General features: G+C 39.2%; 29 protein-coding genes and 1 pseudogene. 13 read left to right on the top strand and 17 right to left on the bottom strand.

The genetic code is table 11. The features are described from left to right. Positions 1 to 12 precede the first annotated feature (12 nt). The 5 genes from IJF99_RS03980 to IJF99_RS03960 all read left to right on the top strand — a co-directional run bounded on the left by IJF99_RS03980 (position 13) and on the right by IJF99_RS03960 (position 4,242). On the top strand, positions 13 to 1,293 hold the full coding sequence (locus IJF99_RS03980) for an oligosaccharide repeat unit polymerase family protein (RefSeq protein ID WP_292792318.1): 1,281 nt from the start codon (positions 13 to 15) through the stop codon (positions 1,291 to 1,293). A gap of 256 nt (positions 1,294 to 1,549) precedes the next feature. Then, positions 1,550 to 2,182, top strand: coding sequence for a cobalt transporter CbiM (gene cbiM / locus IJF99_RS03975; protein ID WP_292792316.1), 633 nt, complete (start codon positions 1,550 to 1,552; stop codon positions 2,180 to 2,182). Position 2,183: 1 nt separating this feature from the next. Next, positions 2,184 to 2,480 carry a PDGLE domain-containing protein gene (locus IJF99_RS03970; RefSeq protein WP_292792314.1) on the top strand — a complete coding sequence of 99 codons (297 nt, stop codon included), beginning with the start codon at positions 2,184 to 2,186 and terminating at the stop codon, positions 2,478 to 2,480. Between the two features lie 82 nt (positions 2,481 to 2,562). Beyond that, positions 2,563 to 3,393, top strand: coding sequence for a cobalt ECF transporter T component CbiQ (gene cbiQ / locus IJF99_RS03965; protein ID WP_292792312.1), 831 nt, complete (start codon positions 2,563 to 2,565; stop codon positions 3,391 to 3,393). A gap of 9 nt (positions 3,394 to 3,402) precedes the next feature. Then, complete coding sequence (locus tag IJF99_RS03960) at positions 3,403 to 4,242, top strand: ATP-binding cassette domain-containing protein (protein ID WP_292792310.1); 840 nt, start codon at positions 3,403 to 3,405, stop codon at positions 4,240 to 4,242. Here IJF99_RS03960 and IJF99_RS03955 read toward each other — a convergent pair. The 3 genes from IJF99_RS03955 to feoB all read right to left on the bottom strand — a co-directional run bounded on the left by IJF99_RS03955 (position 4,239) and on the right by feoB (position 6,875). After that, a complete protein-coding gene (locus IJF99_RS03955) occupies positions 4,239 to 4,436 on the bottom strand; it encodes a hypothetical protein (protein ID WP_292792308.1) in 198 nt (65 codons plus the stop codon). The two genes, IJF99_RS03960 and IJF99_RS03955, sit on opposite strands and share 4 nt — an antisense overlap. 51 nt (positions 4,437 to 4,487) lie before the next feature. Continuing rightward, entirely contained in the window at positions 4,488 to 4,715 is a 228-nt protein-coding gene (locus tag IJF99_RS03950; protein WP_292792306.1) for a FeoA family protein, read from the bottom strand. Positions 4,716 to 4,856: 141 nt separating this feature from the next. Then, a complete protein-coding gene (feoB, locus tag IJF99_RS03945; protein ID WP_292792304.1) occupies positions 4,857 to 6,875 on the bottom strand; it encodes a ferrous iron transport protein B in 2,019 nt (672 codons plus the stop codon). Positions 6,876 to 7,112: 237 nt separating this feature from the next. Between feoB and IJF99_RS03940 the strand changes: the two genes are divergently transcribed. Then, entirely contained in the window at positions 7,113 to 8,120 is a 1,008-nt protein-coding gene (locus IJF99_RS03940) for a tetratricopeptide repeat protein (protein ID WP_292792302.1), read from the top strand. Here the strand turns inward: IJF99_RS03940 and IJF99_RS03935 are convergent. After that, a complete protein-coding gene (locus IJF99_RS03935; RefSeq protein ID WP_292792300.1) occupies positions 8,117 to 8,632 on the bottom strand; it encodes a hypothetical protein in 516 nt (171 codons plus the stop codon). The genes IJF99_RS03940 and IJF99_RS03935 overlap by 4 nt on opposite strands. Before the next feature lie 62 nt (positions 8,633 to 8,694). Between IJF99_RS03935 and IJF99_RS03930 the strand changes: the two genes are divergently transcribed. After that, the gene (locus IJF99_RS03930; RefSeq protein WP_292792298.1) at positions 8,695 to 9,156 is read left to right on the top strand and encodes a MarR family transcriptional regulator; all 462 of its coding nucleotides are present in this window, start codon (positions 8,695 to 8,697) and stop codon (positions 9,154 to 9,156) included. A 199-nt stretch (positions 9,157 to 9,355) separates the two neighbouring features. After that, positions 9,356 to 10,609, top strand: coding sequence for a tripartite tricarboxylate transporter permease (locus IJF99_RS03925; RefSeq protein WP_292792296.1), 1,254 nt, complete (start codon positions 9,356 to 9,358; stop codon positions 10,607 to 10,609). 44 nt (positions 10,610 to 10,653) lie between these two features. Here IJF99_RS03925 and IJF99_RS03920 read toward each other — a convergent pair whose 3' ends face one another. Further along, entirely contained in the window at positions 10,654 to 11,601 is a 948-nt protein-coding gene (locus IJF99_RS03920; RefSeq protein ID WP_292792294.1) for an SAM-dependent methyltransferase, read from the bottom strand. A gap of 70 nt (positions 11,602 to 11,671) precedes the next feature. On the opposite strand from IJF99_RS03920, the gene IJF99_RS03915 reads away from it, so the two are divergent. Together IJF99_RS03915 and IJF99_RS03910 are read left to right on the top strand one after the other, a co-directional pair. Continuing rightward, positions 11,672 to 13,093 carry a CpaF family protein gene (locus IJF99_RS03915; RefSeq protein ID WP_292792292.1) on the top strand — a complete coding sequence of 474 codons (1,422 nt, stop codon included), beginning with the start codon at positions 11,672 to 11,674 and terminating at the stop codon, positions 13,091 to 13,093. Between the two features lie 4 nt (positions 13,094 to 13,097). After that, on the top strand, positions 13,098 to 14,003 hold the full coding sequence (locus IJF99_RS03910; protein WP_292792290.1) for a type II secretion system F family protein: 906 nt from the start codon (positions 13,098 to 13,100) through the stop codon (positions 14,001 to 14,003). Positions 14,004 to 14,012: 9 nt separating this feature from the next. Here the strand turns inward: IJF99_RS03910 and IJF99_RS03905 are convergent, their stop codons facing one another. The 6 genes from IJF99_RS03905 to IJF99_RS03880 all read right to left on the bottom strand — a co-directional run bounded on the left by IJF99_RS03905 (position 14,013) and on the right by IJF99_RS03880 (position 17,417). Continuing rightward, complete coding sequence (locus IJF99_RS03905; RefSeq protein WP_292792288.1) at positions 14,013 to 14,732, bottom strand: DUF4012 domain-containing protein; 720 nt, start codon at positions 14,730 to 14,732, stop codon at positions 14,013 to 14,015. Between the two features lie 540 nt (positions 14,733 to 15,272). Next, positions 15,273 to 15,542 (bottom strand): elongation factor 1-beta, encoded by a 270-nt coding sequence (locus IJF99_RS03900; protein WP_292792286.1) that lies wholly within the window; start codon positions 15,540 to 15,542, stop codon positions 15,273 to 15,275. Between the two features lie 20 nt (positions 15,543 to 15,562). Next, the gene (locus tag IJF99_RS03895) at positions 15,563 to 15,724 is read right to left on the bottom strand and encodes a zinc finger domain-containing protein (RefSeq protein WP_292602964.1); all 162 of its coding nucleotides are present in this window, start codon (positions 15,722 to 15,724) and stop codon (positions 15,563 to 15,565) included. Between the two features lies 1 nt (position 15,725). After that, positions 15,726 to 16,394 carry a delta 1-pyrroline-5-carboxylate synthetase gene (locus IJF99_RS03890; protein WP_292792284.1) on the bottom strand — a complete coding sequence of 223 codons (669 nt, stop codon included), beginning with the start codon at positions 16,392 to 16,394 and terminating at the stop codon, positions 15,726 to 15,728. A gap of 45 nt (positions 16,395 to 16,439) precedes the next feature. Next, positions 16,440 to 16,778: an aminoacyl-tRNA hydrolase gene (gene pth2 / locus IJF99_RS03885; protein WP_292792282.1), complete on the bottom strand. Its 339-nt coding sequence runs from the start codon at positions 16,776 to 16,778 to the stop codon at positions 16,440 to 16,442. Positions 16,779 to 16,919: 141 nt separating this feature from the next. After that, positions 16,920 to 17,417, bottom strand: a complete 498-nt coding sequence (locus IJF99_RS03880; RefSeq protein WP_292792280.1) for a hypothetical protein — start codon at positions 17,415 to 17,417, stop codon at positions 16,920 to 16,922. A 156-nt stretch (positions 17,418 to 17,573) separates the two neighbouring features. Between IJF99_RS03880 and IJF99_RS03875 the strand changes: the two genes are divergently transcribed. After that, positions 17,574 to 19,352 carry a ribosome biogenesis/translation initiation ATPase RLI gene (locus IJF99_RS03875; RefSeq protein WP_292792278.1) on the top strand — a complete coding sequence of 593 codons (1,779 nt, stop codon included), beginning with the start codon at positions 17,574 to 17,576 and terminating at the stop codon, positions 19,350 to 19,352. Here the strand turns inward: IJF99_RS03875 and IJF99_RS03870 are convergent. Genes IJF99_RS03870 through IJF99_RS03850 form a run of 5 tightly spaced genes read right to left on the bottom strand, consistent with a single transcriptional unit; the run spans position 19,349 to position 23,010 of the window. Next, positions 19,349 to 19,726 carry a putative zinc-binding protein gene (locus IJF99_RS03870; protein ID WP_292792276.1) on the bottom strand — a complete coding sequence of 126 codons (378 nt, stop codon included), beginning with the start codon at positions 19,724 to 19,726 and terminating at the stop codon, positions 19,349 to 19,351. The genes IJF99_RS03875 and IJF99_RS03870 overlap by 4 nt on opposite strands. Further along, positions 19,723 to 20,439: a ferredoxin gene (locus IJF99_RS03865; protein WP_292792274.1), complete on the bottom strand. Its 717-nt coding sequence runs from the start codon at positions 20,437 to 20,439 to the stop codon at positions 19,723 to 19,725. Before IJF99_RS03865 ends, IJF99_RS03870 begins: the two co-directional genes overlap by 4 nt. Positions 20,440 to 20,449: 10 nt before the next feature. After that, positions 20,450 to 21,625 (bottom strand): pyridoxal phosphate-dependent aminotransferase, encoded by a 1,176-nt coding sequence (locus IJF99_RS03860; RefSeq protein WP_292792272.1) that lies wholly within the window; start codon positions 21,623 to 21,625, stop codon positions 20,450 to 20,452. 59 nt (positions 21,626 to 21,684) lie between these two features. Next, positions 21,685 to 22,389 carry a DNA repair and recombination protein RadB gene (gene radB, locus IJF99_RS03855; RefSeq protein WP_292792271.1) on the bottom strand — a complete coding sequence of 235 codons (705 nt, stop codon included), beginning with the start codon at positions 22,387 to 22,389 and terminating at the stop codon, positions 21,685 to 21,687. 39 nt (positions 22,390 to 22,428) lie between these two features. Continuing rightward, positions 22,429 to 23,010 (bottom strand): L-threonylcarbamoyladenylate synthase, encoded by a 582-nt coding sequence (locus IJF99_RS03850; protein WP_292792269.1) that lies wholly within the window; start codon positions 23,008 to 23,010, stop codon positions 22,429 to 22,431. Between the two features lie 36 nt (positions 23,011 to 23,046). Here IJF99_RS03850 and pgsA point away from each other — a divergent pair, with 36 nt between their 5' ends. Together pgsA and IJF99_RS03840 are read left to right on the top strand one after the other, a co-directional pair. Further along, a complete protein-coding gene (pgsA, locus tag IJF99_RS03845; protein ID WP_292792267.1) occupies positions 23,047 to 23,613 on the top strand; it encodes an archaetidylinositol phosphate synthase in 567 nt (188 codons plus the stop codon). Further along, positions 23,610 to 23,852 carry a DUF357 domain-containing protein gene (locus IJF99_RS03840; protein ID WP_292792265.1) on the top strand — a complete coding sequence of 81 codons (243 nt, stop codon included), beginning with the start codon at positions 23,610 to 23,612 and terminating at the stop codon, positions 23,850 to 23,852. The genes pgsA and IJF99_RS03840 overlap by 4 nt, the downstream gene beginning before the upstream one ends. Here IJF99_RS03840 and IJF99_RS03835 read toward each other — a convergent pair. Beyond that, positions 23,849 to 24,753 (bottom strand): annotated as a pseudogene (locus IJF99_RS03835) (virulence RhuM family protein). The gene IJF99_RS03840 and the pseudogene IJF99_RS03835 sit on opposite strands and share 4 nt — an antisense overlap. Between the last annotated feature and the right edge of the window lie 24 nt (positions 24,754 to 24,777).

Raw genomic sequence — 24,777 nt, 5'->3', positions numbered from 1 at the left:
GTTGTGTGCATTATGAGCATTATATACGCTAGTTTGACTTCGGCGATAAACAGGATAAGTGATGAGTTTCACAAATCCTTTTTATTTACATCTATTTTTTCCATTTTGGAGTTTATTGAAAATCAATGGGTCTGCAGCTACTTTAAAGGTTTATATCCTGATGAAAACTTTTTAAGTTTTCTAAATAAAAGCACCATTCTGAAAAAGCATATTTTTAATCCATTAATTATACTTTTCTTGTTTGCCTGTTTTTTATTGCTGTCCCTGAATAAGATTTCGGACAGTCTGGTTATTACATTGATTATCGGATTTGCTGCATTCTTTTTGGGATCTTCGATTTTTCCAAGATATTTTTTAAATGACAATTCGGACAATATTATTCAATTTGAAAGAAAAGACATGTACTCGATTGGCTTTTGCCTGATTTTAATAAGCATCATATTTTTCTTTATCAGCATAGCATCTGTTGGAGGCATACCCCTCTTAAAACCGTCCATAAGATATTTGCTTAAACCTGCATTTACCATGCCGGTGTTTTTAATAATTCCTGCAACTTGCCTCATTGCAAGTGCCTATCTTAAGGACTATGATGATGAAAAAATCACCCGTTCCCAGGCAAGGTTCAGATTCCTATTTTTGCTTGCGATTGACTGTGTATTTTTATTGCTTCTAGGGTATAGGACACCACTACTTGCAGCATTTCTCATCATAATAATCATAGGTTTCTATGGAAATATTATTTCCCTTTGGGAAGTTATTGTCGGTGCACTGATTGGTATAGGTGCAATCATTGGAATTGGTTATTTTCGTTCATTAGGAGAGATGACAATCACCTCATCAACCAGCCCGCTATACACCCTCCAGTCAAGAGCGGACTTTACGCTGCATGTACTGAACCTGCTTGATTTCATTGGCGGAAATTTCGGCCTTACACACGGCCACATGCTGGCCAGTTCAATTCCCGGAAGCGACCTGGGACCTAGAATGATGGTTGGAAAAATTATTGCATGGAGGAGTGAAGTAACCATAACCCCAACCCTGATCGGGCAGATGGTCGTTGATTTCGGTAAAGCGGGAGTGTTTATTGGAATGCTTCTTTTAGGTTTTATATTAGGCATCGGATTTAAATTAGTTCAAATCACTAAAAATTACTTTTACATTGGTATTTACTCCTTGATTTTAACATACTCCATTTTAGGCGTTGAAACCGGAATTTTAGACATTCAAGTTTTATTATATTTCGCAATAGCCATTTTCATTTATTTGATTAACATCAAAAAATGCGGAAATTAAACTGATTTTTTACCTTAGAGTATTACTAAAAAGTAGAAATAATACCAATTAGTATTACTTTAATAATCTTTATATATCGCCTTTTTATTAAACTATTAATGTCAAGGGGAGAAATTAATTTTTATTTGATTATATCAAATAAAATTTAAAAATACTTTGGCATTATTTGAATTAATTTAAAATAATGGTTTTAGTAATACTTCCTATTTAAATAAAATAAAAAAAAGTATTACGATTAATAAATGGAGGAATAAATTTGCATATACCTGACGGATTTATACCTATTGTACAATGTCTAATATACTATGTAATCTTAATTGTTGCATTGTATTTCTCTGTAAAATGGGCAAAATCCAACTTAGATGAAAAACACATACCTCTTTTAGCAGTCCTTGCAGCAGGTATTTTTGCAATCATGTCTATGAACATGCCAATTCCATTTGGTACTAGTGGACACATGGTTGGGGGAGCATTGGTTGCTATCGTATTCTTAGCACCGGAAGCTGCCGTACTTGTATTTACTGTTGTACTCCTTATCCAAGCATTAATATTTGGTGACGGAGGAATTACTGCTTTAGGAGCAAACGTATTGAATATGGCAATCATTGGAGGTTTCGTAGGATTATACACCTTCAAAGGATTGAACGGAACTATAGGAAAATACCCTGCAGCAGGAGTTGCAGCATGGTTAGCAACCGTTATTGCAGCACTTGCATGTGCTATCGAAATGGGTATTGCAGGAACATTCCCAATGAACATTGGTATCCCATCCATGGTACTATACCACTTCTTTATTGGAATAATCGAAGCAGTATTAACTGTAATTGTTCTTGTAGCATTAGATAAATTTAGACCAGACTTACTCGCATGGAACGAAGGAGATGCATAATATGGATAAAAATATGGCTTTAATTGCAGTTGCAGTTATTATATGTGTCGTAATCTGTGTTCTTTCACCATACATTGCATCTGGTGATCCAGACGGATTAGAAAAATCAGCGGAAGATTCCGGACTCGCTGAAGATTTCTCTGTTGAAGAAATCAACGGAATTCCTGATGCTCCGTTCCCAGACTACGCATTTGCAGACAATCCTGACAACCAACCGTTACAAATAGTTGCGCTGATAATCGGCGTAATCCTGACATTGGTTATAGGATACGGTGTTGCATACGTAGTGAAAAAGTAGAAATTAATTTTTAATTTCTCTTTTTTTCTTTTTTTAAAATTATATATATGTTAGATTTGAAATACTAAATTGGGAAATAAATATGGCTGACATAACACAACTAATGAGATTTGACGACTTGGCATCAAAGGACAGCCCTATCCATAATCTTGAGGGGCGAATCAAGCTAATCTCAACTATTTTTATAATTCTCGTTTGTGTTATCTCAAAAGAAATCTTCATACCGGTGATATTGGAAATAATGCTATTGGTAATACTGAAGATAGCCAGATTATCCTATTGGGATTCGGCAAAACGATTACTGATGCTGCTTCCATTCGGTGGAGCGGTCATAATATTTCAACCTTTCATTCAGCCGGGAACTATTATCTGGAGTTATTCCTGGTTGCACGTTACTGATGTCGGCCTGAACTGGGCGATTCTGCTTCTGGTTCGTATGATTGTATGTCTGACTGCAATCATCATATATTCATCAACAACCCCTCTGCAGGAGATGGCCAGTTCCTTTAGAAAACTGAAGATGCCAAGAGACCTTGCAATGATTCTGTCCATTATGGTCAGGTTCCTATTCCTGTTTGTTGATGAGCTCGCGGCAATCAGAAAAAGCCAGAAGGCAAGGAACTTCGATATACACAGTGAAAAAACCCCCTATAAATGGAGAGTGAAACAGGTCGGATACACTATTGGAATGATGTTTTTGAAGGCATACGAACAGGGGGAGCGCGTTCACAAAAGTATGGTGAGCCGCGGATTTTCAGACGCTTCCGAAATGTTTGATGAGAAAAAATCTCCGGAAAAGAGCGATTACATTTATTTACTTATAATCATAATAGTTGTTATTGTGCTGGAAATTGTTTTATTTAAGTATTCCGGACAATTAGGTTACTTTAGTCAAAACTTAGCGATTAATTAGGTGGCAAATATGGAACATATTCATTTAGAGACAAAAGATTTATCTTTCACATATCCCGACGGGACACAGGCTTTGAAAAACGTCAACATTAAGATTAGGAAAGGGGAAAAGATTGCAATCATGGGGCCGAACGGTGCGGGCAAATCAACATTGTTCTCCCATTTCAATGGCCTTACAGAACCTACCTCAGGACATGTCGAAATTGACGGTGAAAAGATAATTTTCGAACGGGAAGAACTGCTTAAGGTAAGGCAGAAAGTAGGAATCGTGTTCCAGGATCCAAATGACCAGCTATTTGCACCGACAGTTAAGGAGGATGTCGCCTTTGGGCCTATGAATCTGGGCCTTGATTATGATGAGGTCAACAGAAGAATCAAGGAATCCCTTGAAATGGTGGGCATGGCCGGTTTTGAAGATAAAACACCTCACCATTTAAGCGGAGGCCAACAAAAGAGAGTGGCCATTGCAGGCATTGTTGCAATGAGGCCGGAAATAATGATCCTTGATGAGCCGACCGCAGGACTTGACCCTGAGGGCGTTGATAAAGTATTGGATATCTTGAATAACCTGAATAAGGAAGGAATAAGCATCGTCATCTCATCACACGATATTGAGATGGTGAACCAGTTTGCAGACAAGATTTTTGTATTATATTCCGGAGAGATTATCGCTGAAGGGGACAGGCACCAGATATTTTCAGATAAGGAACTGCTGAAAAAGGCTCATTTAAAAGCGCCTGTTACAACCGAAATATTATATAAATTAAAAGAAAACGGATTGGATGTTGATACAGAAAAAATCAGCATTGAAGAAACGGTTGAAGAGATATTGAAAATAAAAAAAGATTAATTTGTTGAATTTCTTTTTCTTAACTTATCCTTTAATTTTGAGATAAATTCGAATTCCTCGTCAAGTTCAGGGGAGTTGGCAAATCCGCAGTTGGGACAATGGAAACTGTTGCAACCATGTTTTCCGCAACTGGAACATCCTCGGTTTTCCAGTTTGGTTTCATCGAATTCGAAACCGCACATTCTGCATTTCATAATATGCCTCTAAAAAAATTATTTAAAAAAAAAATAAATGAAAAATTGAAGCTATTCCACTTCAATGTTTTCAGCTTCTTCTTTACGAAGACAAACGTCATATCCTTTTACAGACATTTCGATAGGATCTCCTAAGGTAGCTACTTTTTTAACAGTGATTTTTGCTCCTTTAACAAAACCCATACCTAATAAATGTCTTTTTAAATCCACATCACCTGTGTCGTGATATTTGACCAAAGTAACAGTTTCACCAGGTTTTGCATCTTTTAATGTTTTCATTTTATCACCCAATTATAATAAAATTAATTTTTAGGCATACTAAAAATTTAGTATTACTATATTGTTTTTCAAAGTATATAAATATATTTAGTCATGACTAAAAATTTAAAAATGAAAATTAGTTAAGATACTAATTTTCACTTATCCAAATCCTGCTAATCCTCCAATTTGGAAAATCAAGAATGAAACAACATATGCGGTTACCAATGTAATTGCACACATGGTCAATGCCCATTTATAACTGTTGGTTTCCTGTTTGATTGCACCGATAGCCGCAAAACATGGAGTGTACAGCAATGTGAATGCCATGAAAGAGAATGCTGATAATGGAGTGAAGGTATCATGGACCAGACTTGTAATTCCTTCTTCATCATCTTCTTCCATACCTGCTAAAGTACCGAATGTTGCAACAACAACCTCTTTAGCTGCTAAACCTGCAATGATTGCTACGGCAGCCTGCCATGTTCCGAATCCTAGCGGTGCGAAAATTGGGGCAATGACGCTTCCGATCATTCCTAATAAACTGTCTGCAGATCCGTATTCTACTCCCAATGGGAATATGCTTAATGCCCACAACACGATGGAACAAGCAAGAATGATGGTACCTGCTTTTCTTAGGAATCCTTTAACTTTTTCCCAGGTGTGCAACAATACCCCTTTTACGGAAGGTATTTTATATGTTGGCAATTCCATAACGAATGGAGTTGATAAACCTTTAAACATTGTTCTTTTAAGGATTGCTGCAACAATGAGTGCCACGACAATACCTAATAAATAAATGGCCAGCAATACATTACCTTGATTTTCTGCGAAAAATGCTCCTATGAATATCGCATAAATAGGCAATCTGGCGGTACAGGACATGAACGGAACAAGCATCATGGCAAGCATACGGTCCCCTTCGTTTTCCATGGTTCTTGTTGCCATAATAGCCGGCACCCCACAACCGAATCCTAAAATCATCGGAATGAATGCCTTACCGTGAAGACCTACAAGTTTATGCATAATCTTATCTAAGGTAAATGCAGCCCTTGCCAGATAACCGCAGTCTTCCAATATGCTCAAGAATAAAAACATCAGAATAATGATCGGCAGGAAAGTGAGAACTCCACCTACTCCTCCGATGATACCGTCGCAGATGAATGATGCCAGATATTCATTTGATATGAATCCTGCAACAAATCCTCCTAACGCTCCGAATGCTTCGTCAATCATATCCTGGAAAGGAGCGCCTATTGTGAATGTTAATTGGAACATTACCCACATTATAACAATAAATATGATAGGTGCTAATATCCTATTTGTTACAATCTTATCGATTTTATCAGTAGTGGATTCCTTTTCAACGGCAGGTTTTTTAACGGATTCCGCCATCAAACCGTCGATGAATGCGTATCTTGCATTTGCAATTACCTCTTCGGGACCTTCATGGTAAACATCATGCAAATGTTTGCTTACCCTGTCAACCTCGACCATGATTTTTGAACCTTCGGAAGAGTGTTGAACCTTATCTATTACAATTGTATCTCTTTCTAATAATTTTACAGCGGTCCAGACTGAAGGAACATCCAATAAGTTTTTATCTTTTTCTATGTACTCCTGAATTTCGGACAGATGCCCTTTTATGTCGTTGCCATAAGCCAATTTTGCACTGGAATCAATTGGATTTGCTGATTGTTTTTCGACTGTTGTCAGCAATTCTTCAAAACCGTCCCCTGTTTTAGCGTTTATTTCAACAACAGGGAACCCTAAAAGTTCACTCATCAATTTTATGTCAATTATATGATCCTTTTTCTTCGCAAAATCGTTCATATTCAGCGCCATTACTAAATTAGCGCCCAATTCCATCATCTGTACTGTTAAATATAAATTACGTTCAAGATTAGCCGCATCAACAATGTTAACTATTACATCAGAGTCATCATCCACAATGAAATCTCTTGAAACGATCTCTTCCATAGAATGAGCACTCAATGCATAATTCCCCGGCAAATCGATGACTTCATATTCATAGCTTCCATGTTTGAAATGGCCTTCAGCTCTTTCAACTGTCTTTCCGGGCCAGTTACCAACATGTTGGCGCATACCAGTCAATCGATTGAAAACAGTGGTTTTTCCAACATTGGGGTTTCCTGCTAATCCAATAATTAGTTCTGTCATTACTTTTTCTCCCATCTTCCATTAATATCATGAAGGATATCCTTTCGAAAAACATCTCCCATGACTAAAAAAAATTAGTTTCAAATACCTCCGCCCAGATTTAGGTATACCAAAACTTATATAACTATTGTATCCCATAATATTTAAATGTTTAGGTAATCCTAAAAATATTAAAATATGAAAACAAATAAATATTCATCGAACAAGAGATATATTATTATAAAAAAGGGAGATTTTATGAGCGAAATCATTGAAACCGCAAAGCAATACATTGCACAAGGAAATCCTGAAGAAGCACTCAGACTAGCCCGAAAAAGACATGGAAAAGACGATACCGAAAATTATCTGGCAATTCTCGACCTTCTAATCGATGAAGAATATCTTCTTGCAATTGAAGAGAAAGGACTATATTATCAATATTATGATGAAACACATGACAACGGAGATTACGGAGAAAGATATTTCGATGAATATCTGAAAAAGCAGCCACGTTCCGTAAACGTACTCTGTGACAAGGCATTATCACAATTCAACAAAGGCAACATCACAGAAGCAATAGAATACATGGATAAGGCATATGACAAATATAAGTCATATTCCCCAATCGAAAAACCCCGCATAAGCAAAAAAGAGGTTTTGATGGGAAAGATTGAACTGCTGATTAAGTCAAAAAGACATGAAGATGCATTGAAAAGCCTTGACGCCTATGAAAAGAACTACGGCATGGATGAAAAGTCCGACCTGTACAAGGGCCAGATGCTTCAAAAGACAGGAAGAAACGAAGAGGCGCTGCAATATCTGGAAAAATCCCTTCTAAACGAAGACACATTGGTGGGATTCAACGCCAAAGGGGATGCATTATACGACCTTAAAAGATACAAGGAAGCCATTAAAGCATACAAAAACTGCCTGCAATACGAAAGCAAGGTTGTTGATGACCTTGAACTGGTTACCAATTTCAACTATAAGGCTGCATTCTGCTGCGTAAACATGGGCGACGATTCAGATGCCGTAAAATACCTGAACAAAACAATCAACATGCTCAACGAACATGGCAGGCTCCCAAAGGAAATCGAAGCCATTTATCAGAAATGCTCCTTTGAAAAGGAAAGAATCCTGAAAAAAGGCGAAGTTAAGGACGAGGAATTCAGACAAACCAGATTTTTCTCAACCAGAACTTCAATAGTCATACTGGTTATAATACTGATTTTATATGCGGTTTTGAGATACCTTGGATACGGCTAAATGTTCCAGGCCTCATTTTCGGGGTCATCCACATCGTCGTAGATTTCCTCATTCCAGTAACTGTCACCGATATAATCATCGATTTGCCGGTTCAATCCCCAATGATGGTCATCATAATATGTATACGGATCGAAACCGCTTTTCGAATTGAAATTGCTTTTTATGACAACATTCCTGCTTTTCACTGCCTTTTTGTATTTGGAATCCCCATAGAATTTGACCTTCACATTATATTTGCCGACATCATATTTTACCCGGATTCCGCTTTTATATGATTTATAGACCCATTTGTAGTTTCCGTTCTTGTCAGTGATTGTGTAGTTAATCATTCCATTGGATTTGATTTCCCTACCTTCCTTGTCAACAAGCTTGATAACAATGTATCCTCTATTGTTCAATACGAAATCGCCGTCGGTGATTTTGATTTTGACCTTTTCCTTTGCAAAAACAGGGCTTGCAACTAAAATGCAAACAGCGAGGATTGCTAAAATGATGATGATTTTTCTGTTCATGTTATTAACTTGTTACAAATAGTATTTAAACATTAAGACTTAATATATTAATTAGTGATTTTATGATTGAATATGACGATATAATTAGAGGCTCCCCCTTTATTGTAAATCATCTGATTACATTAAGCAAAACTCATGATTTCTACATCAACAAACACATCAAAAGCGGAACTGAGATTTTGCCCGGCCAGTATTACATGCTTCTATTTTTATACTATGAGATGGGTACAAATCAGTCAGACATTGCAAAAGCCTGTCTGATGGACAGGAGCGGAGTTTCAAGGGCATTTAAAGAATTTGAAGAAAAAGGACTGATCACCAGGGAAGTTGATGAGTCAAATAAAAGGGCCTATAAAATCACATTAACCGAAAAGGGAACTGAAACCGCCGAATTTTTAATCCAGAAGGAAAAGGAATGGGATGATATGATTTGTGAAAAGTTGAACATCACCCGTGAAGAGCTTCTTGAATTATTATCCAAAATCTCAATGAAATCCCTGAAATTCAACAGAGAAGAATTCTAGCCATCCCATATCAAGATAATCATCCATATCACAATTGTCATTCATTCTGTCGAGGATAGCGAATTATCAGTTTATCATTGAACATATTCACTTATTGATAGGAATCAATTAATTAAACGAATGAAATATTATTAAATCAAGTAAATTTTACGAATTAGCTTCAACAAACTTTAAATTGCTTGCAGTTCAATTAATGGCTATGATAGAATTAGTTATAGCCTGTTTTATAGGAATAGCAATAGGAACCACAACAGGAATGATTCCAGGCATACATGTAAATACTGCCGGAGCGATACTGTTTGCATCCTCCTCAGTTTTATTGACAGCCGTTTCACCCGAATTCCTATGCGTGCTTATGGTGTCGATGTCCATTGCACATGCACTGATAGAATTTGTCCCTTCAATGCTTTTGGGAGTGCCTCAGGAAGGCACAGCCACATCAATACTTCCAGGACACCGGATGGTATTGCAGGGACGGTCGAAGGAAGTGATTCGAATCGTATCCGTCGGAGGCTTTGGCGCGATTATGGTAACCATTTTGATGCTTCCACTCTTTGCAATCGCCCTGCCAATCTTGCATGACATATCCAAACCCTTTACATGGGCGATATTGCTTGTCGCATCAATTTATTTAACCCATAGCCTAACCGCAAATTCCAGAGACTTTCTATGGGCAATCCTGTTATTTGTGCTTTCTGGAATTCTCGGATGGGTAATTTTCCAAACGCCGATTTCATCGGGAACTACAATGATGTGCACATTTTCCGGACTTTTCGGAATCAGCACAATCCTCTACAGCCTGAACGAATCGTCAATACTTCCCCATCAGAATCCGTTTTATGAGCTCGACATAGACTATAACAAATTCAAAAGCATATTCGCCGGAGGAATTACCGGTGCTATACTCGGCTTTCTTCCAGGCTTCGGACCTGCCCAGGGAACAGTGATAGCCCAGGCAGTAAGCGGCACAAACGACAATGACGATGACGATACTGTAAACTTCCTACTGGCCACTTCAGGCCTGAACATTTCGGACTGTCTGTTTTCGCTGATTGCAATATACATCATCGGAAACCCAAGAAGCGGAATAGCGGTTTACATGTCCTATCTGGTTTTTGAAATGGGCCTTAATCATCTGGCGATTTTCATTTTTGCATCCATGATTGCAGTTTCCGTTTCTATGGTGCTTTCTCTGAAATTGGGGGATTCCTTTTCCAGACTGATGAGTCACGTAAATTACCGGAAATTGTCAATCGGCGTGATTCTGCTTCAGATTGCTATTTTATACATCTTCATTTTCTACTATAAGGCACCTGTTTTGTATATGACTCTGGCATTAATCACTTCAACAGCAATGGGGATGCTTCCCCATTATATCGGGATTGGAAAGTCCCATTTGATGGGAGTTTTGATTATTCCGGCAATTGTGATTTATTTTCAGATGTTTGTGTAGGCGATTATATGAAAAAAAGAATTGAAACATGCTTAAGATAGTTATTATATTATCACAACATTACCTGCCATTTCCTCTGCTTTTTTAACAATTTCTTCTACATCCACTCCTGGAAACGCATCAATTACGCATAAATCAACATTATCGATTTCCAAATCTTCAAATGCCTGATTGGATATTTCATAGCCTTCGCAAATACCATTCATTTCAATATTGTCTTTTAACGCTTCAATCATTTCAGGGTTTATGTCATTGAAGATTACCTTTTCAAATCCGGATTTTAACAGATAGATCCCAAGTGCCCCAAGGCCGCACATCCCGTCAATGGCTATCCCTTTTTTTACATCATTATTGTTCAGATAATTATGAAGTCTAACAAGCTTCTCTTCTGTGGTCATTGCCACTTCTATGTGGTGTTTGGATTGATTCTTAATCAAAACGATTTTTTCTCCAAGCAATGTTCTCATGACATTGATTTGCGTGTCATCACCTTCGAGAATCTCGAAGTGATTGATATCGGAGGTTTTATCCAACTGGCCTGCTGTACTTTGCGGACTTCCCTTTAGGACGCACTTTACTTCCGGAACATCACCAATCAGCCTTGATGCGACATCAGCGGTGAAATCCGGATGGAGCAGGATCAGAGTTTCTTCACCTATGAACTGCGGATTCAGACTGCTGTAATAAAATCCTGACAACGGCACCGGAGAGTTGCGCCTCAATGTGGCCTTTTCAGGAACTATGCCTCCTTCAATCATGATTTTCAGGATATGGCTCATTACAATATCCAAAGGCCTTTTTCCGCATTCGCATTTCATGTATTCTCCGTTCAGAATTTCAAAATCAATCAGTTCCCTCAATGGGGAAAACTTCTTGATTTGGATGTCCTGACATTTTTCACACGGTTCAAGCGCTTTAATTTTATCGTCAATGTTTAAGATAAAACCACCTCTTGTTTTAATATTGTCATTTAGATGTAATAATGCTTTCAAAAGTAATAAAAAGTATATTAATCAGTATTACTAATTTCTAATTATAACCCGACCCGCCATTGGTGATATTATGAAAGACGAAATTATACCACAATATGATGTAGCAAGGCAGAATTACACCCAAAGGGAAAGAATTCTGTTAGGAGAAATACGAGAAAATCTGGTAGATTTGGCCATTTCCTCCGGTGAAAGCTACCAGGCAAGCGAAGGAAAGCTATTCAATGACATCAAGAACTTTTTATTTTTAAGATTAAATGAATCTGAGCAGAATAACATTTCAGAGAAATACGTGAACGATTTATCCCAAAAATTCATTAGGGACATTATAGGCTACGGAGAGATTGACAGCCTGATTCAGGATGACGAACTGGAAGAAATCATGATAATAGGAACAGGAAAACCTATTTTTGTCTACCATAGAGAATACGGAATGATGAAAACCAATCTCGAATTTGAAGATGAGGGAGAGATAAGAAACCTGATTGATTCAATTGCAAGACAGATCAACAGAAGAATAGACCAGGAGTCTCCGATTCTCGATGGACGGCTGGTTGACGGTTCCAGAATAAACGCCACAATCCCGCCGGTTTCGCCTGACGGGCCTTCACTCACAATTCGCAAATTCAGAAGGGACCCCCTGACCATTATTGACCTGATCAATTCAAGAACAATATCCCTTGATCTTGCGGGATTTTTCTGGCTGTGCATTGACGGGCTTGGAGTGAAATCGGCAAATGCAATAATTTCCGGAGGAACCAGCTCCGGCAAAACAACAACATTGAATGCGCTTTCAGCATTCATCAATCCAAATGAGAGGATAATCACAATCGAGGACACTCTTGAACTCCAAATCCCTCATGAACATGTAATACGTATGGAAACCCGTCCTGCAAATGTCGAAGACAAGGGCGAACTGACCATGAACGATTTGGTTAAAAATTCCCTAAGGCAACGTCCCGACAAGATAATTGTTGGAGAGGTTAGGGCAGACGAGGCAATAACCCTTTTTACTGCTTTGAATACCGGTCATTCAGGATTTGGAACACTGCACTCAAACGATGCAAGAGAAACAATTACCCGGCTTACCAATCCCCCAATGTCTGTTCCGGAAATTATGATTCAGGCAATTGATTTCATCATTATGCAGAATAGAATCTACACTCCTTCAGGAGTTTCATTCAGAAGAATCAGTGAAGTTGCCGAAGTTGTCGGAATGGAGGAGGGAACCATTCAGTTGAACAGAATATTCAAATGGAATCCTGAGAAAGACACAATTGATAATGTCGGCGTGACAAGCAATGCATTAACGCAAATTGCCAATTTAAGCGGAAGGACAATCAATGAGTTATATCATGAAATCGAGAACCGGAAACTTGTTTTAAAGCATATGATAAACAATAACATCCGCTCCGTTGACGAGGTGAACGATGTCATTGAGCTTTACTACAAAAAGCCCCAAAGCGTTTTGAATAAGATTATCCTGAACAGGTGATTGAATGTTTAACGGATTTTTTATCATAATCGGGGAGATTGTGCTGTCCATTGCCAGTTTTTTTAGAGATTTATCAATTAAGGATATCGAAATAGACAAATCGAAATCCGATGAACTTAATTTGGAGATATTTTCGAAACTGGAGTTAAGCGCACAACCCGTCAAAAAGAGCGAAACGAAAGCTGATGAGATGAGGGACGGGCTGCTGAAATACATGTTAAAAAAGCCGGTTATAGTCCTGCTTTTCTCCATTCTGGTTTTATTGGCATTGCTTGCAAGTTTGGAGATTAGTGGAATTTATCTGGTGTGCATTGTAATGTTTTATCTATTCATATTATATTATCCTCAGATGAAAGAACAGAGAAGTTACGGCGATTTAAATCAGGAGCTTCCCTACGCATTAAGGCATATGGGTATTGAACTGAAAGCCGGAAGAGGACTGCATGATGCGCTAATCACAATCAGAGACGGGGATTACGGATCCCTTTCAAGGGAATTTGCCCGTGTCTTGGAAGAGATAAAATTCGGCAAATCAACAGAGGACTCTTTGCTTGAAATGAGCCACAGAGTAAAATCAGACGGCCTGTCCCGTGCCATTCATCAGATTATAGGCACTTTAAGAGTTGGAGGCAATCTTGCCGGAAGTCTGGAAATAATTGCCGGCGACATTTCCTTTGACATGCAGATTAAACTGAAGGAATATTCGCAAAAACTCAATTCGTTTATTTTAATCTACACGTTCATTGCCATTCTGGCACCTGTGATTTGTTTAATTATGCTGATGGCGGGTTCAACCGTTATGGGAGATGTGATCTCTTCAGAATTGCTTCTTGTAATCTATACGATATTTTTCCCTATGATTGTGATGTTTATGGGATTGTTTATAAAAAAATTAGAACCTAAAATTTAAGAAAAAGGGTTAGAATATTGAACTAAACCCTTTGGATGCGAGCAATCCTGCAAAGGCTCCTTTCTCATCCATTACAATGTTTCCTTTGGAATATTGGTCGAGTGCGGCATTTACCATAGCGGATTTGACGGAATCATCTTTTGAAGCTGCATTCGCTACGGCTTTAACTATGTCTATGACCGCATCACCTCTGGATACGCCATTACCCCAATCCTCTTCACGGATGATGTCAATACCGCTTGCATTGGTTATTTCACCATTGACTTCCAATGGTCCTGCAGCGGACAGTATTGCATCTAATGCCTGGCTGTTTATTGCTACGACAGAGTCTATTGTTGTGTTGGTTTGATATTCAACAATCTCCTTTGCATATTGCATTCCTTTCTCGTTGTCCGCATCCCAGAATGCATCGTGAAGTAATAACGCTGATCCTGCACCTTGTTCCTGTGCTTCCTGTGGTTCAATAGCCGTTGGATGAGTCATTCCTCCAGGGTAGACCGCGGAATAATTTTTAATGGTTCCGTTTTCCAGATAAATAATGAACGCCATGTCGCAGGCACCCATTCCCGGCCTTTCTTCACCTTCATCAATTGCACATACCAATATGTTTTTTTCTCCTTGGGTGAGTTCGCTGCTGTTTCCTAAAAACAGTGCATTGGCAATTACTGCCAAAAGCCCGATGAAGACAACAATCAATATGACAATTATAAGTCGTTTTGTTCTAGTCATAAGATTACCAACGTTTAGTCTAGTTAACTTTAAAACAATATTATAATTTTAGTTTCATTATAAATATACTTAGGCATTTCATTTTGACAGTAATCAGAAAAAAACAAGGATAGGTGAAATTAAATATGTAAAAACATATTTAATTTCTGAGAGTAGTTATATGTGTTTTTAATTAATTGGTGTTTTAAGCTGAGGAGAGTAACACCAATCGTGTTTTTCGGAAAATTTTTGGCAGATAATTTTCCTGTATCGAATTAGAAAATTGTGAAAAACCAATTCAATACAAATATTTATATTTTGGAGATTGTATTATTATTGACTAATAATATGTTTTGTTAAGTGAAAATTTAGGTATGCCTAAATTTATGTCTCACTTGTATAAAAGTAGGTCATCATATTATATAAAGGTTTCGGTAATTTTTAGGTAAACCTAAATTTTGGAACCTCCTTACTATAACAATAGTTATATTTACATATTGAAAAAATAGTATATAAATGTTTTGAAAAAAATTAGAAAAAAAGATAAAAAAGTTGGAAAATTTACATCAATCTTCCAACGCCAGTGATTTCAAAGCTTGCAACGCCGTCGATAGCCTGGACCATTTCTTCAACTGATTCTGATCCGCCTTCACCATCTTCGGTGATGAACTGTAAGATTACAGCCACCAAACCAAAAGCGATTGGTTCTTCACTCATCTCATGAAGTTTTGCGCCTTCAGGCATTGAGCTTTCGATAGTGGATTTGATTGCTTCCAAATCTACATCCGGACTGTCCGGCATGATTTTCATTGTAGTTAATACTTCACCCATCTTAATTCCTCCATTCAAGTTTATGGTCCTTCAAAACCACATTCACATTTGTAACCGTGACCGAAAGTACGGCATTTTTCACATCTTGCAATTTTTGCTCCACATTCAGGACATTCGAATTCGACGAATGTGCCGGTTAATGGAATTTCTTGTTTACATGAAATACATTCAACTTTTTTCATTCTATTCACCTATTATTTGTGTGTAATCGAAGTTATACTCATTTACATTATCGTCTATTAAAGACATTACCCTTTCTGGGAACTTCCCATTCACAACATAACAATCAGACCCGAACTTTAATAAAAGAGAAGGCAGCATTACATCAATCGACGACTCTTGAAAAGTTAGTAATGTTGTTGCATCGATTTTACTTATGAATGTCGAACCTGACTCTTTCGGTTCCTGGGTATATATACCATTTACATTTGTTACTATTAAAAGTTTTGCATTTAGAAGGTGGGCCACATAGGCCGCAATCGAATCTGAGGTCACATCCCAGCTGCATTCAAATGGATCCTCCTTTCTCAAAAACTCGGAAACAACGAATATTGGGGTGAATCCTTCCTCGGACAATCGATTAACATCCTCTATTGTATAGGCCAGTTCTGCAGATTCGACCTTGTCGTTGACAAGTTTTGCAATTATGTCCATGCAATCGATGGCTGTCCAGTGGTTTGTCTCTTCAGAGAACTTGATTTCCTCATCATATCTGCGAATAAGATTTGCAAACTCCCCTCCTCCAAGAACAACGACAGAACCTGTGCCCTTGAGTTTTTCTGCAAGTTCTATTGCATGATCCGGAAAGAGGCTGCCCCCTATTTTCACAACCTGTTTTATGATGATAATCACGACCTTGTTTAATTAAAAAAATGATTCATTAAATTGGCACTTTGCCTATAACAGCTTCAAATCCCCGGTCAGCTCGTCAAGAATTTCATCCTCATCAGGGCCGAGCGCCAAAACCGTAACGCTTGATGTAGGTATCTGGGTCCTTCCTGCATCAACCACCAAATAGTTGACGATGCCCTTCTCATCGGCAATCTTTTTAAGTTCTGTGAGCTCCTCCAAAGTCTGAACTTTCAAAATGACCTTAGCATAAGCCTCATTTTCCCATTTTCTGATTTTTTCAGCAGGGGATTTCTTATATGCTCCAATAGCTCCGTGGCAGCATTGCGCGGCGATTTTTCCCTTCCGCATTTTTAAATCTGTTCTGACGACCATTACCTGTTTCATCTTATCAATATTAGATATTTAATTCTGAATAAAAAAACTTTTTCATTGAATAGAAAAAATAAAAAAAGTATTTAACAGAGTTTTAAAAACTCCGTTAATCCGACTTCCCAAAAAGACGAAGCGTTGGGATTCCCAACTAATCTATAATTTGAAATATACGAAAACGATAGCAAGAATAACTATAATTACTGCAATAATCTGTAGCAATAACCAGAAATTGAAGCTAGGTCCTTCATCCTGAGGAAGTTCAGTTAGATTTGTATGATTAGTATTGTTTGTGTTGTTTGTCACATTTGTCACGTTGTTTGTATCCACATCCTGATTGTCTACCGCACTGTAGGTAGGTTGGGAGTATGAATAACTTTGACTGCTGCTTGAACTAGGAGTGTAGCTGCTTGAGCCGCCCTGGCTGCCGGAATCCGAACTGGAATCAGAACTGGAATCTGAATCAGAAGATCCGGAATCTGATGAATCAGAACCTGAATCGGGAGTTACATCGTCCCCACCGGAATCAGGAGTTACATCATCTCCAGAATCAGAGCTTCCATCCTGAGATGAGTCTTCTGCAAATACCATTCCTGATGCAGACATTATTATAACCAATGCCAAAATCACACTAAGAATTTTATTAATATCCATTTAACCACCTTATACTTTCAATATAAAATTGAGTTATATATAGATAATCTTTAACTCATTATTTAAAACTTTTATCATATCTTTTTCTGATTTACAATTAATTTAATTAAATAGAATTGACAAAAATATTTACATTATTATTTAAGGAAGATTATAATGAGTCGTATTTCAATTTTAGACAAAGACAGATGTCAGCCTAAAAAGTGCGATTACCTTTGTATCCATTACTGTCCGGGTGTGAGAATGGACGAGGACACCATAGTAATCGACGAGGATTCAAAAAAACCGCTGATATCCGAAGAATTATGTGAAGGGTGCGGCATATGTACCAACCGCTGCCCATTTGATGCAATTACAATTATCAACTTACCCGAAGCGGCAGACAATCCGATTCACAGGTTCGGCCAGAACCAGTTCGAACTGTTCGGACTGCCTACCCTTGAAGAGGGAACCGTACTGGGACTTTTGGGTCCGAACGGTATCGGAAAATCCACAATCATGAACATATTGTCCGGAACTTTAATCCCTAACTTCGGGGACTATGAAAACAAGCCTGAAAACTGGGATGCCGTAATCGATTTCTACAGGGGCTCATCCCTGCAGAAATATTTCCAGGACCTCTCTGAAGGCAACATCAAAACCATCCTCAAACCTCAGATGGTGGACAAGCTTCCGAAAGTCGTTAAGGGCAAAGTCAAAGACCTACTCACCAACGTCAACGAAAGGGACAAGCTCGATTATGTGACACAGGAACTTCAGCTTGAAAACGTTCTTGACAGGAAAATGGAAAACCTGAGCGGCGGGGAACTCCAGAGGGTTGCGATAGCCGCAACAGTCCTGAGGGAAGGTGACTTCTACTACTTCGACGAGCCTACCTCCTGGCTGGACGTGTCCCAAAGGCTGAACGCCGTAAAGGTTATCCGTTCACTTGCCGAAGAGGGTAAAAGCGTGCTTGTCATCGAGCACGACCTTGCAACCCTGGACGCATTATCCGACAACATCCACATATTGTACGGTTCACCCGGCGGATACGGTGTCGTATCCGGAAGAAAAGGAGTTCGATTAGGAATCAATGCATACATCAACGGATTTTTGGCTGAGGAAAACGTCAGAATCAGAAGAAATCCTATTGAATTTACAATAAGGCCGCCGACCCCCGAAGACGAGGGTGATGCGCTGGCCTCATACAGTGACCTGTCAAAAGAGTATGACGGATTCAGCTTAACTGCCGATGAGGGTGAGATATTCTATGATGAAATCGTGACCGCTTTCGGTTCAAACGGTATCGGAAAAACCACATTCGCCAAGATGCTGGCGGGAGTTGAGGAGCCGACAACCGGTGAAGTCGACGAGGAAGTGACAATTGCCTATAAGCCGCAATACATCGTTTCAAACTTCGAAGGAACCGTCAGCGACTTTTTGTTTATGAACGCTCCAAGCTACGGCAGCAAGATTTTTGAAAGCGAAATCATGAAACCGCTGACATTGGACGACATGCTGGACAAGCCTGTCAAAGGCCTGAGTGGTGGGGAACTTCAGAGGCTGGCTATTGCTGCAACACTGTCAAAGGATGCTGAAATATATCTATTTGACGAACCGACCGCATTCTTGGATGTTGAACAGAGACTGATAGCAGCAAGGGTTATCCGAAAAATAATTGAAAGCAGAAACGCCGCTTCACTTATCGTTGACCACGACATTGTCTTTATCGATTATATCTCCGACAGGGCGATGGTGTTTGACGGAACTCCTGGTTTGAACGGTCATGCGTCAAAGCCTACTGACCTTAGAAATGCGATGAACGAGTTTTTAGGAAACCTCAACATCACATTCAGAAGAGACAAGGAAACAAAAAGGCCTAGAGTCAACAAGCTTGACAGTTTCAAGGATCGTGAGCAGAAGGAAAAAGGAGAATATTATTATCTTTCCGATTAAATATTTTCCATTTCTTTCAGGATATATTTTTTAAGCACTGTCACTGCCTTTTCACCGTCTTCATCAAGACGGACAGCATCCAATGGATTCAAGTCATATGCCTTTACAACGGCATCCGCGGAAATGTTTTTAACCGATTCCACTTCTTTTTCTTTTAGGATTACTCCTGCGCAGTCGTCCCCGCAACCTGTGATTGTGATGATTTTGGCATCGTCCAATATCGGTGAGCAGTTATTCGGCTGGGCTGAATATTCCGTTATGCATGCCGCAACGATGTTTTCGTTTTCAAGTGCCAGCTCTACGCTGGCCGCCCTTACGACAAGTCCCAATGGACTTAATCCGCTGCATGAAACCAATGCGATTTTATCATTCATTTTTTCATTCTCCAGTATCTTTTTTTAACCTTTTCATAGCCATTTTTGTAAAATGGGCAGGAATTGATGCATTTGCTGCAGCCTTCGCGATGTGCAGTGCACTGTTTTCTTAGAAATTTGCCCTCCTCATCAAATACCTTTTCCGGACATCTGTCTATGCAGACTCCGCAAGTTGAACAGTGATCCTTTACCCATTCCATGTCGTTTTCCGTTTTGAAAGGCAGATTCTCGATTGAAGTCTTAATCATGAAAAAACCGAGGTTCAGCCCTTCCTTGAACATGCACATGTTGCTTCTTGTGATGATTGCCTCATTCGACTGCAGGGCAATTGCCCTTAAGCTTACCCTGTCATCCAGAGGATTAATCAAATCCGCTTCAAAGCCTTCACGTCTTAGGACATCTGCAAGCGCAAATGTCTTTTGACCGAATTCCTGAAATTCGACATCCATTAATCTGCATTTCTCTTTGGACGGCTCCATTTTCAGGATTTCATCGGACATTGCATATTTCAGTATTATGATATTGTCCCAGTCGATATTCCAGTCCTTTTTAAACTCTTCGCCGAGTTTCGAATAGCTGACGCCGGCGAATCTTGAAGCGACTGCAATATCTTCAAATTCATTTAAAAAATCGTCTGAGATGAGGTTTTTAGGTTTTTGAGGGTTTTCTATACTATAAAAATTAGGAACAGGTTGATGATATATGAATCTCATACCATTAACCTTATTTTGTCCTTAAGGCCTCTACGGCTTTAGGGAATTCTTCGCAGAATACCTTGATTTCCTCTGTTGGAATTGAAAAGCTGATACGCAGGTATCTGTCTCCGAATTCCTCGGAAGTGTATTCCCCTTCTCTTGTGAATAATTTTTTGTCAATGAGATAGTTTGACATTGTTTTCGGATTGATTCCAGCACCTGACAAGTCGATTACCATCATGTTGGCGTCTGACGGATAGACCGGCAGGAACACCCCTTCAATCGGTTCGATCATTTCACTGATTAATCTCTGGTTTTCAAAACAGGTTTTCCTCATTTGGTCAAACCATTCAGGTTTTGATTTGAGTCCTGCGATTGCACCGTACTGTGAGATGATGTTTACTCCCAGGTCATTGACTACGGCATTTTTGATGGAGTCAATTATAGGTTTTGATGAAATCACACCTCCAATCCTCAAACCGGCCATTCCGAATATTTTGGAAAAGCTGTAGATTGTCAATGTTTGGCCTGGAGCATAGTTTTCTACAAGGAAATGTTCGCGTGCGAAATCTTTGTAGGTTATGTCATGCAATAAGTATAAGTCGTTTTCCTTGGCAATTTGGGCAAATTCCTTAAGTTCATCTTCAGTGTATGATGAGCCTAACGGGTTTAACGGGTCAATCAATATTACCATACGTGTGTTTTCATCCATGTTTTTCCTTAAAAGGTCCGGAGTGAGTTTGTAGTTGTTTTCCTCAAAGTAGATTGGAACATATCTCACTTCACCGGCGAAACGGTTTGCAAAGTCCCCGATGATGAAATAACCCGGATCTGATAGAATCACATTGTCTTCAGGCTCGAGAAGTGCCTGCATTACCAGATATAATGATTCTGTAGCTCCGGATGTAAGCAATACTTCAAGGTTTTCTAATCCCAAATCGTCCAGAATCAATTGTTTAAGTTCGCTGAATCCTTCAGGCGCAGGATATCTGCAGAAGGTCTTTTGCTTAACGGCTTCAATCATAGCGTTGGCTATTGTATCGTCATGCAGGTGGTTGGTGTTCTGACCCATCCAGATCATGTCCTTGTCCATATACATATCTTCAAAAAAGTCGTTAGCACATTCATATCCTTCAGGAGGTACTCTTTCGGTTTTTTGAAACTTTTTTCTAGGGTTTTTAATATCGAAATCCTTTTCCCTCATAATAATCACTCAAACAATTCCAACTTAATTATTTATTCTTAATTGTTAATAAAATTATCTTAAACTATGCCATTTGAAGTTATTGAAAATGTGACTTGCCTTCCTTCAGGCAAACTCCTGTGGCGTTTTAGGGTGGCTATCCTCTGGTCAGTCTCTTCGCCGCGCTCAAGCTTGATAATCACCTTGCTTATGTATTCCAGAATGTCTCCGCCCACCGCTCGGACCTCATTTCCTTCATCGTCGTCAAAAGCGGCGTAAATCTGGTTTGTGATGATTACTGCAATGTCATATTTGCGGGCTAGATTGGACAATAACTGAATCTGTTTTCTCAGCTCCTTGCTCAGTTTGTATGACTTCATCTCATCCACCCTGTATAATGCGACGGCGGAATCGAGAACTATCAAATCCACATCCTCATGGCGCTTTCTCAGCCAGACTTCAATTGACCTTAAGTTTTCGCTTTGCTGTAAAAAATCAGTCGGTTCCAAAACCATTATGTTATTGGCCACATCTGAAAAGTCAGCTCCTGAAATCTGCTTGATTCGGTCGATTGATATTCCTCCCTCAGTGTCTATATAGATCACTTTCCTGTTGTTCCTTGCGACATTGACCGCCAACGTTAACGCGACGTTGCTTTTGCCGGAACTTGGAGAGCCGAATATCTGGGTTACGCAGCCCTTCTCAAATCCCCCCTCCAGCAGGACATCGAGCGAGGAGTGTGATGCAATCTTATGATTGTCTTCAAAATTAGCCAATACTTTCATGATAGAATATTGATTTTTATATGTTATAAAAATTTTCAATTACCTTCTCAATACTTTCGGTTCAAGGCCTGTGAGGTCGATTACTGATGATGATTTCGATGATTTCAAATCCCCCGCGTCTATTACCAGGTCCACTTCACATCCAAGCTGTTCCAATATCTCCTTCGGGTTTGACAATACCTCATCATCGGACAGGTTGGCGCTGGTTGTCGTTATCGGGAATATGCTTGCCAATCTGCAAGCCAATTCGCAGTCAGGCACTCTGACGCCGACATTTCGAAGGCCTCCTGTGATGTCCCTCAGGACAATGTCCCTTTTGTTGAGGATGAATGTGTAGGGACCCGGAAGGCAATTGTTGATTATTTCCCTTTGGGAAGATGTCAGCTTTGCAACCAAATCGACTGACGCGACATCGCTGACAAGTATTGAAAGGGGTTTCAGATAGCTTCTGTTTTTTATTTCAAAGACTCTGCGAACGGCCTTGCTATCGAAGATGTTGGCTCCCAAACCGTAGACCGTATCTGTAGGGTAGAGTATCACTCCACCGTCCGCCATGACTCTTATCGCCTCTGAAACGATGTCATCATCAACCTTGTCAATGCTTGTTTTATATTCTTTCATTTACCTTTATATTAGATGAAATCTTTATATATAATTATGCTTCAAAGTCTAAGACCACTTTTAACAAAAATATTGAACCCTATTGCGCGAAATCTGAACATAAATCCTAATATAGTGACAGTAATCTCACCATTCGTTGCGGTGCTTGCAGCCTACGGATTTGCAAATCATTACCTGCTTTTGGGCTGTTTTGCCATATTGTTTTCAGGATTTCTTGATGTTGTCGACGGTGCCGTGGCAAGATACCACAACAGGGCATCCAAATTCGGCGCATTTCTCGATTCGACAATGGACAGGTTCGCCGATGCCATCATCTACATCGGAATAATATTCGGAGGGTACTGCGACTGGTTTGTCGGTATCCTGGCAATCCACTCGGCGATTACCGTCAGCTATGTCCGTGCAAGGGCGGAGTCCCAGGGTGCCGAATGCAATATAGGAATAGCCGAGAGGGCCGTGCGCATGATCATATTGATGGTTGGAGCGATCATCGGACACTATGCAGGTGACGTCTACTTCACATATATCATTTACATTTTAGTGGTCTTGTCCTACTTTACCGTTGCCCAAAGAGTCGTATACGTTTGGAGGCAGTTGAAATGAGTGATTTGGAAAGTCCCGAAAAGATAGCGAAGGACATTGCAAAACTTGAAAGAAACCTGAATCAGGTAGCCCATATAGAGTTTGTCGGCAAGGAAAAGGAGGTTTATGACCGTGCCGTTGACTACTGGAACGATTCAAAATATTATCTTGAAAAAGGAGACATGAGGACTGCGTTCGGCTGTATCGAATACAGTCATGGCCTGCTTGATGCATTGAGGATGATTCATGGAATCATCTAATTAACACCCTCAATCCGTTTAATGTCAATGATTAGCTTATCAAAATCGGACTGATAATCCCTATCTTGAATGACTTTGAATTTCTCATATTCCTCTTTTACGATTTTTTGAGCATCCTCAGATGAGATTTTACCTTTACCCTCCAAAATTGGCAATAGATTCAAATTGATATAATCATCCAAAACCTCTTTCCAGTCATTCATAGACATTGGAACTTCATTTAAAGCTCTTGACTCAGCAAGGGTTAAAAAACCGTCAACCAATGAATTCAAGCGTTTCAGCTCTTTTTCATTAAGATAATTCTTAGAGATTACAACATCACTTAAAATGATTTTGCCGTTGGGATTGCTCCAGTTTGTCAAACCCATATGATTTTCTCGCTGTCACTTCTCTCCGCGATAATTTCGGCCGCAGTATGGCCACTGACTGCATACAGTAATTTGTTTTGAACTGTTGCAAAGAATTCTTGAGTCACTTGAGCATCTTTGTTGTAATCAAAGCTTGTTGCATAGATATCCGTAATCTTTTGATTGAATCTTCGCTCAGATGACCTGATGTCCCGGACCCTTTCAAGCAATTGACTGAAATAGTCAACTCCAAATCTTGAACCGTTTTTCAACAATTCATCATCCAATACGAATCCCTTGATTATCAATTCTTTTAATTGTTTTGTAGCCCATATTCTAAAGTGTGTTGCATTTTTAGAGTTTACTCGGTAACCCACTGAGATAACAGCATCCAAATTATAGAATGTGGTGTTCCTTTTTACTTCACGATTTCCTTCAATTTGAAGTGTTCGGATTTTCCGAACAGTTGAATTTTTCACCAATTCCCCTTCATCAAAAATATGTTTAAGATGTTCACTGATTGTAGATTTGGAAACATTAAACACTTCAGCCATGGTTTTTTGAGTTGTCCAAAATGT

It is taken from the genome of Methanobrevibacter sp. (genome assembly GCF_017406825.1).
GTDB lineage: Archaea > Methanobacteriota > Methanobacteria > Methanobacteriales > Methanobacteriaceae > Methanocatella.
This window is presented reverse-complemented; position numbering and strand designations above follow the sequence as displayed.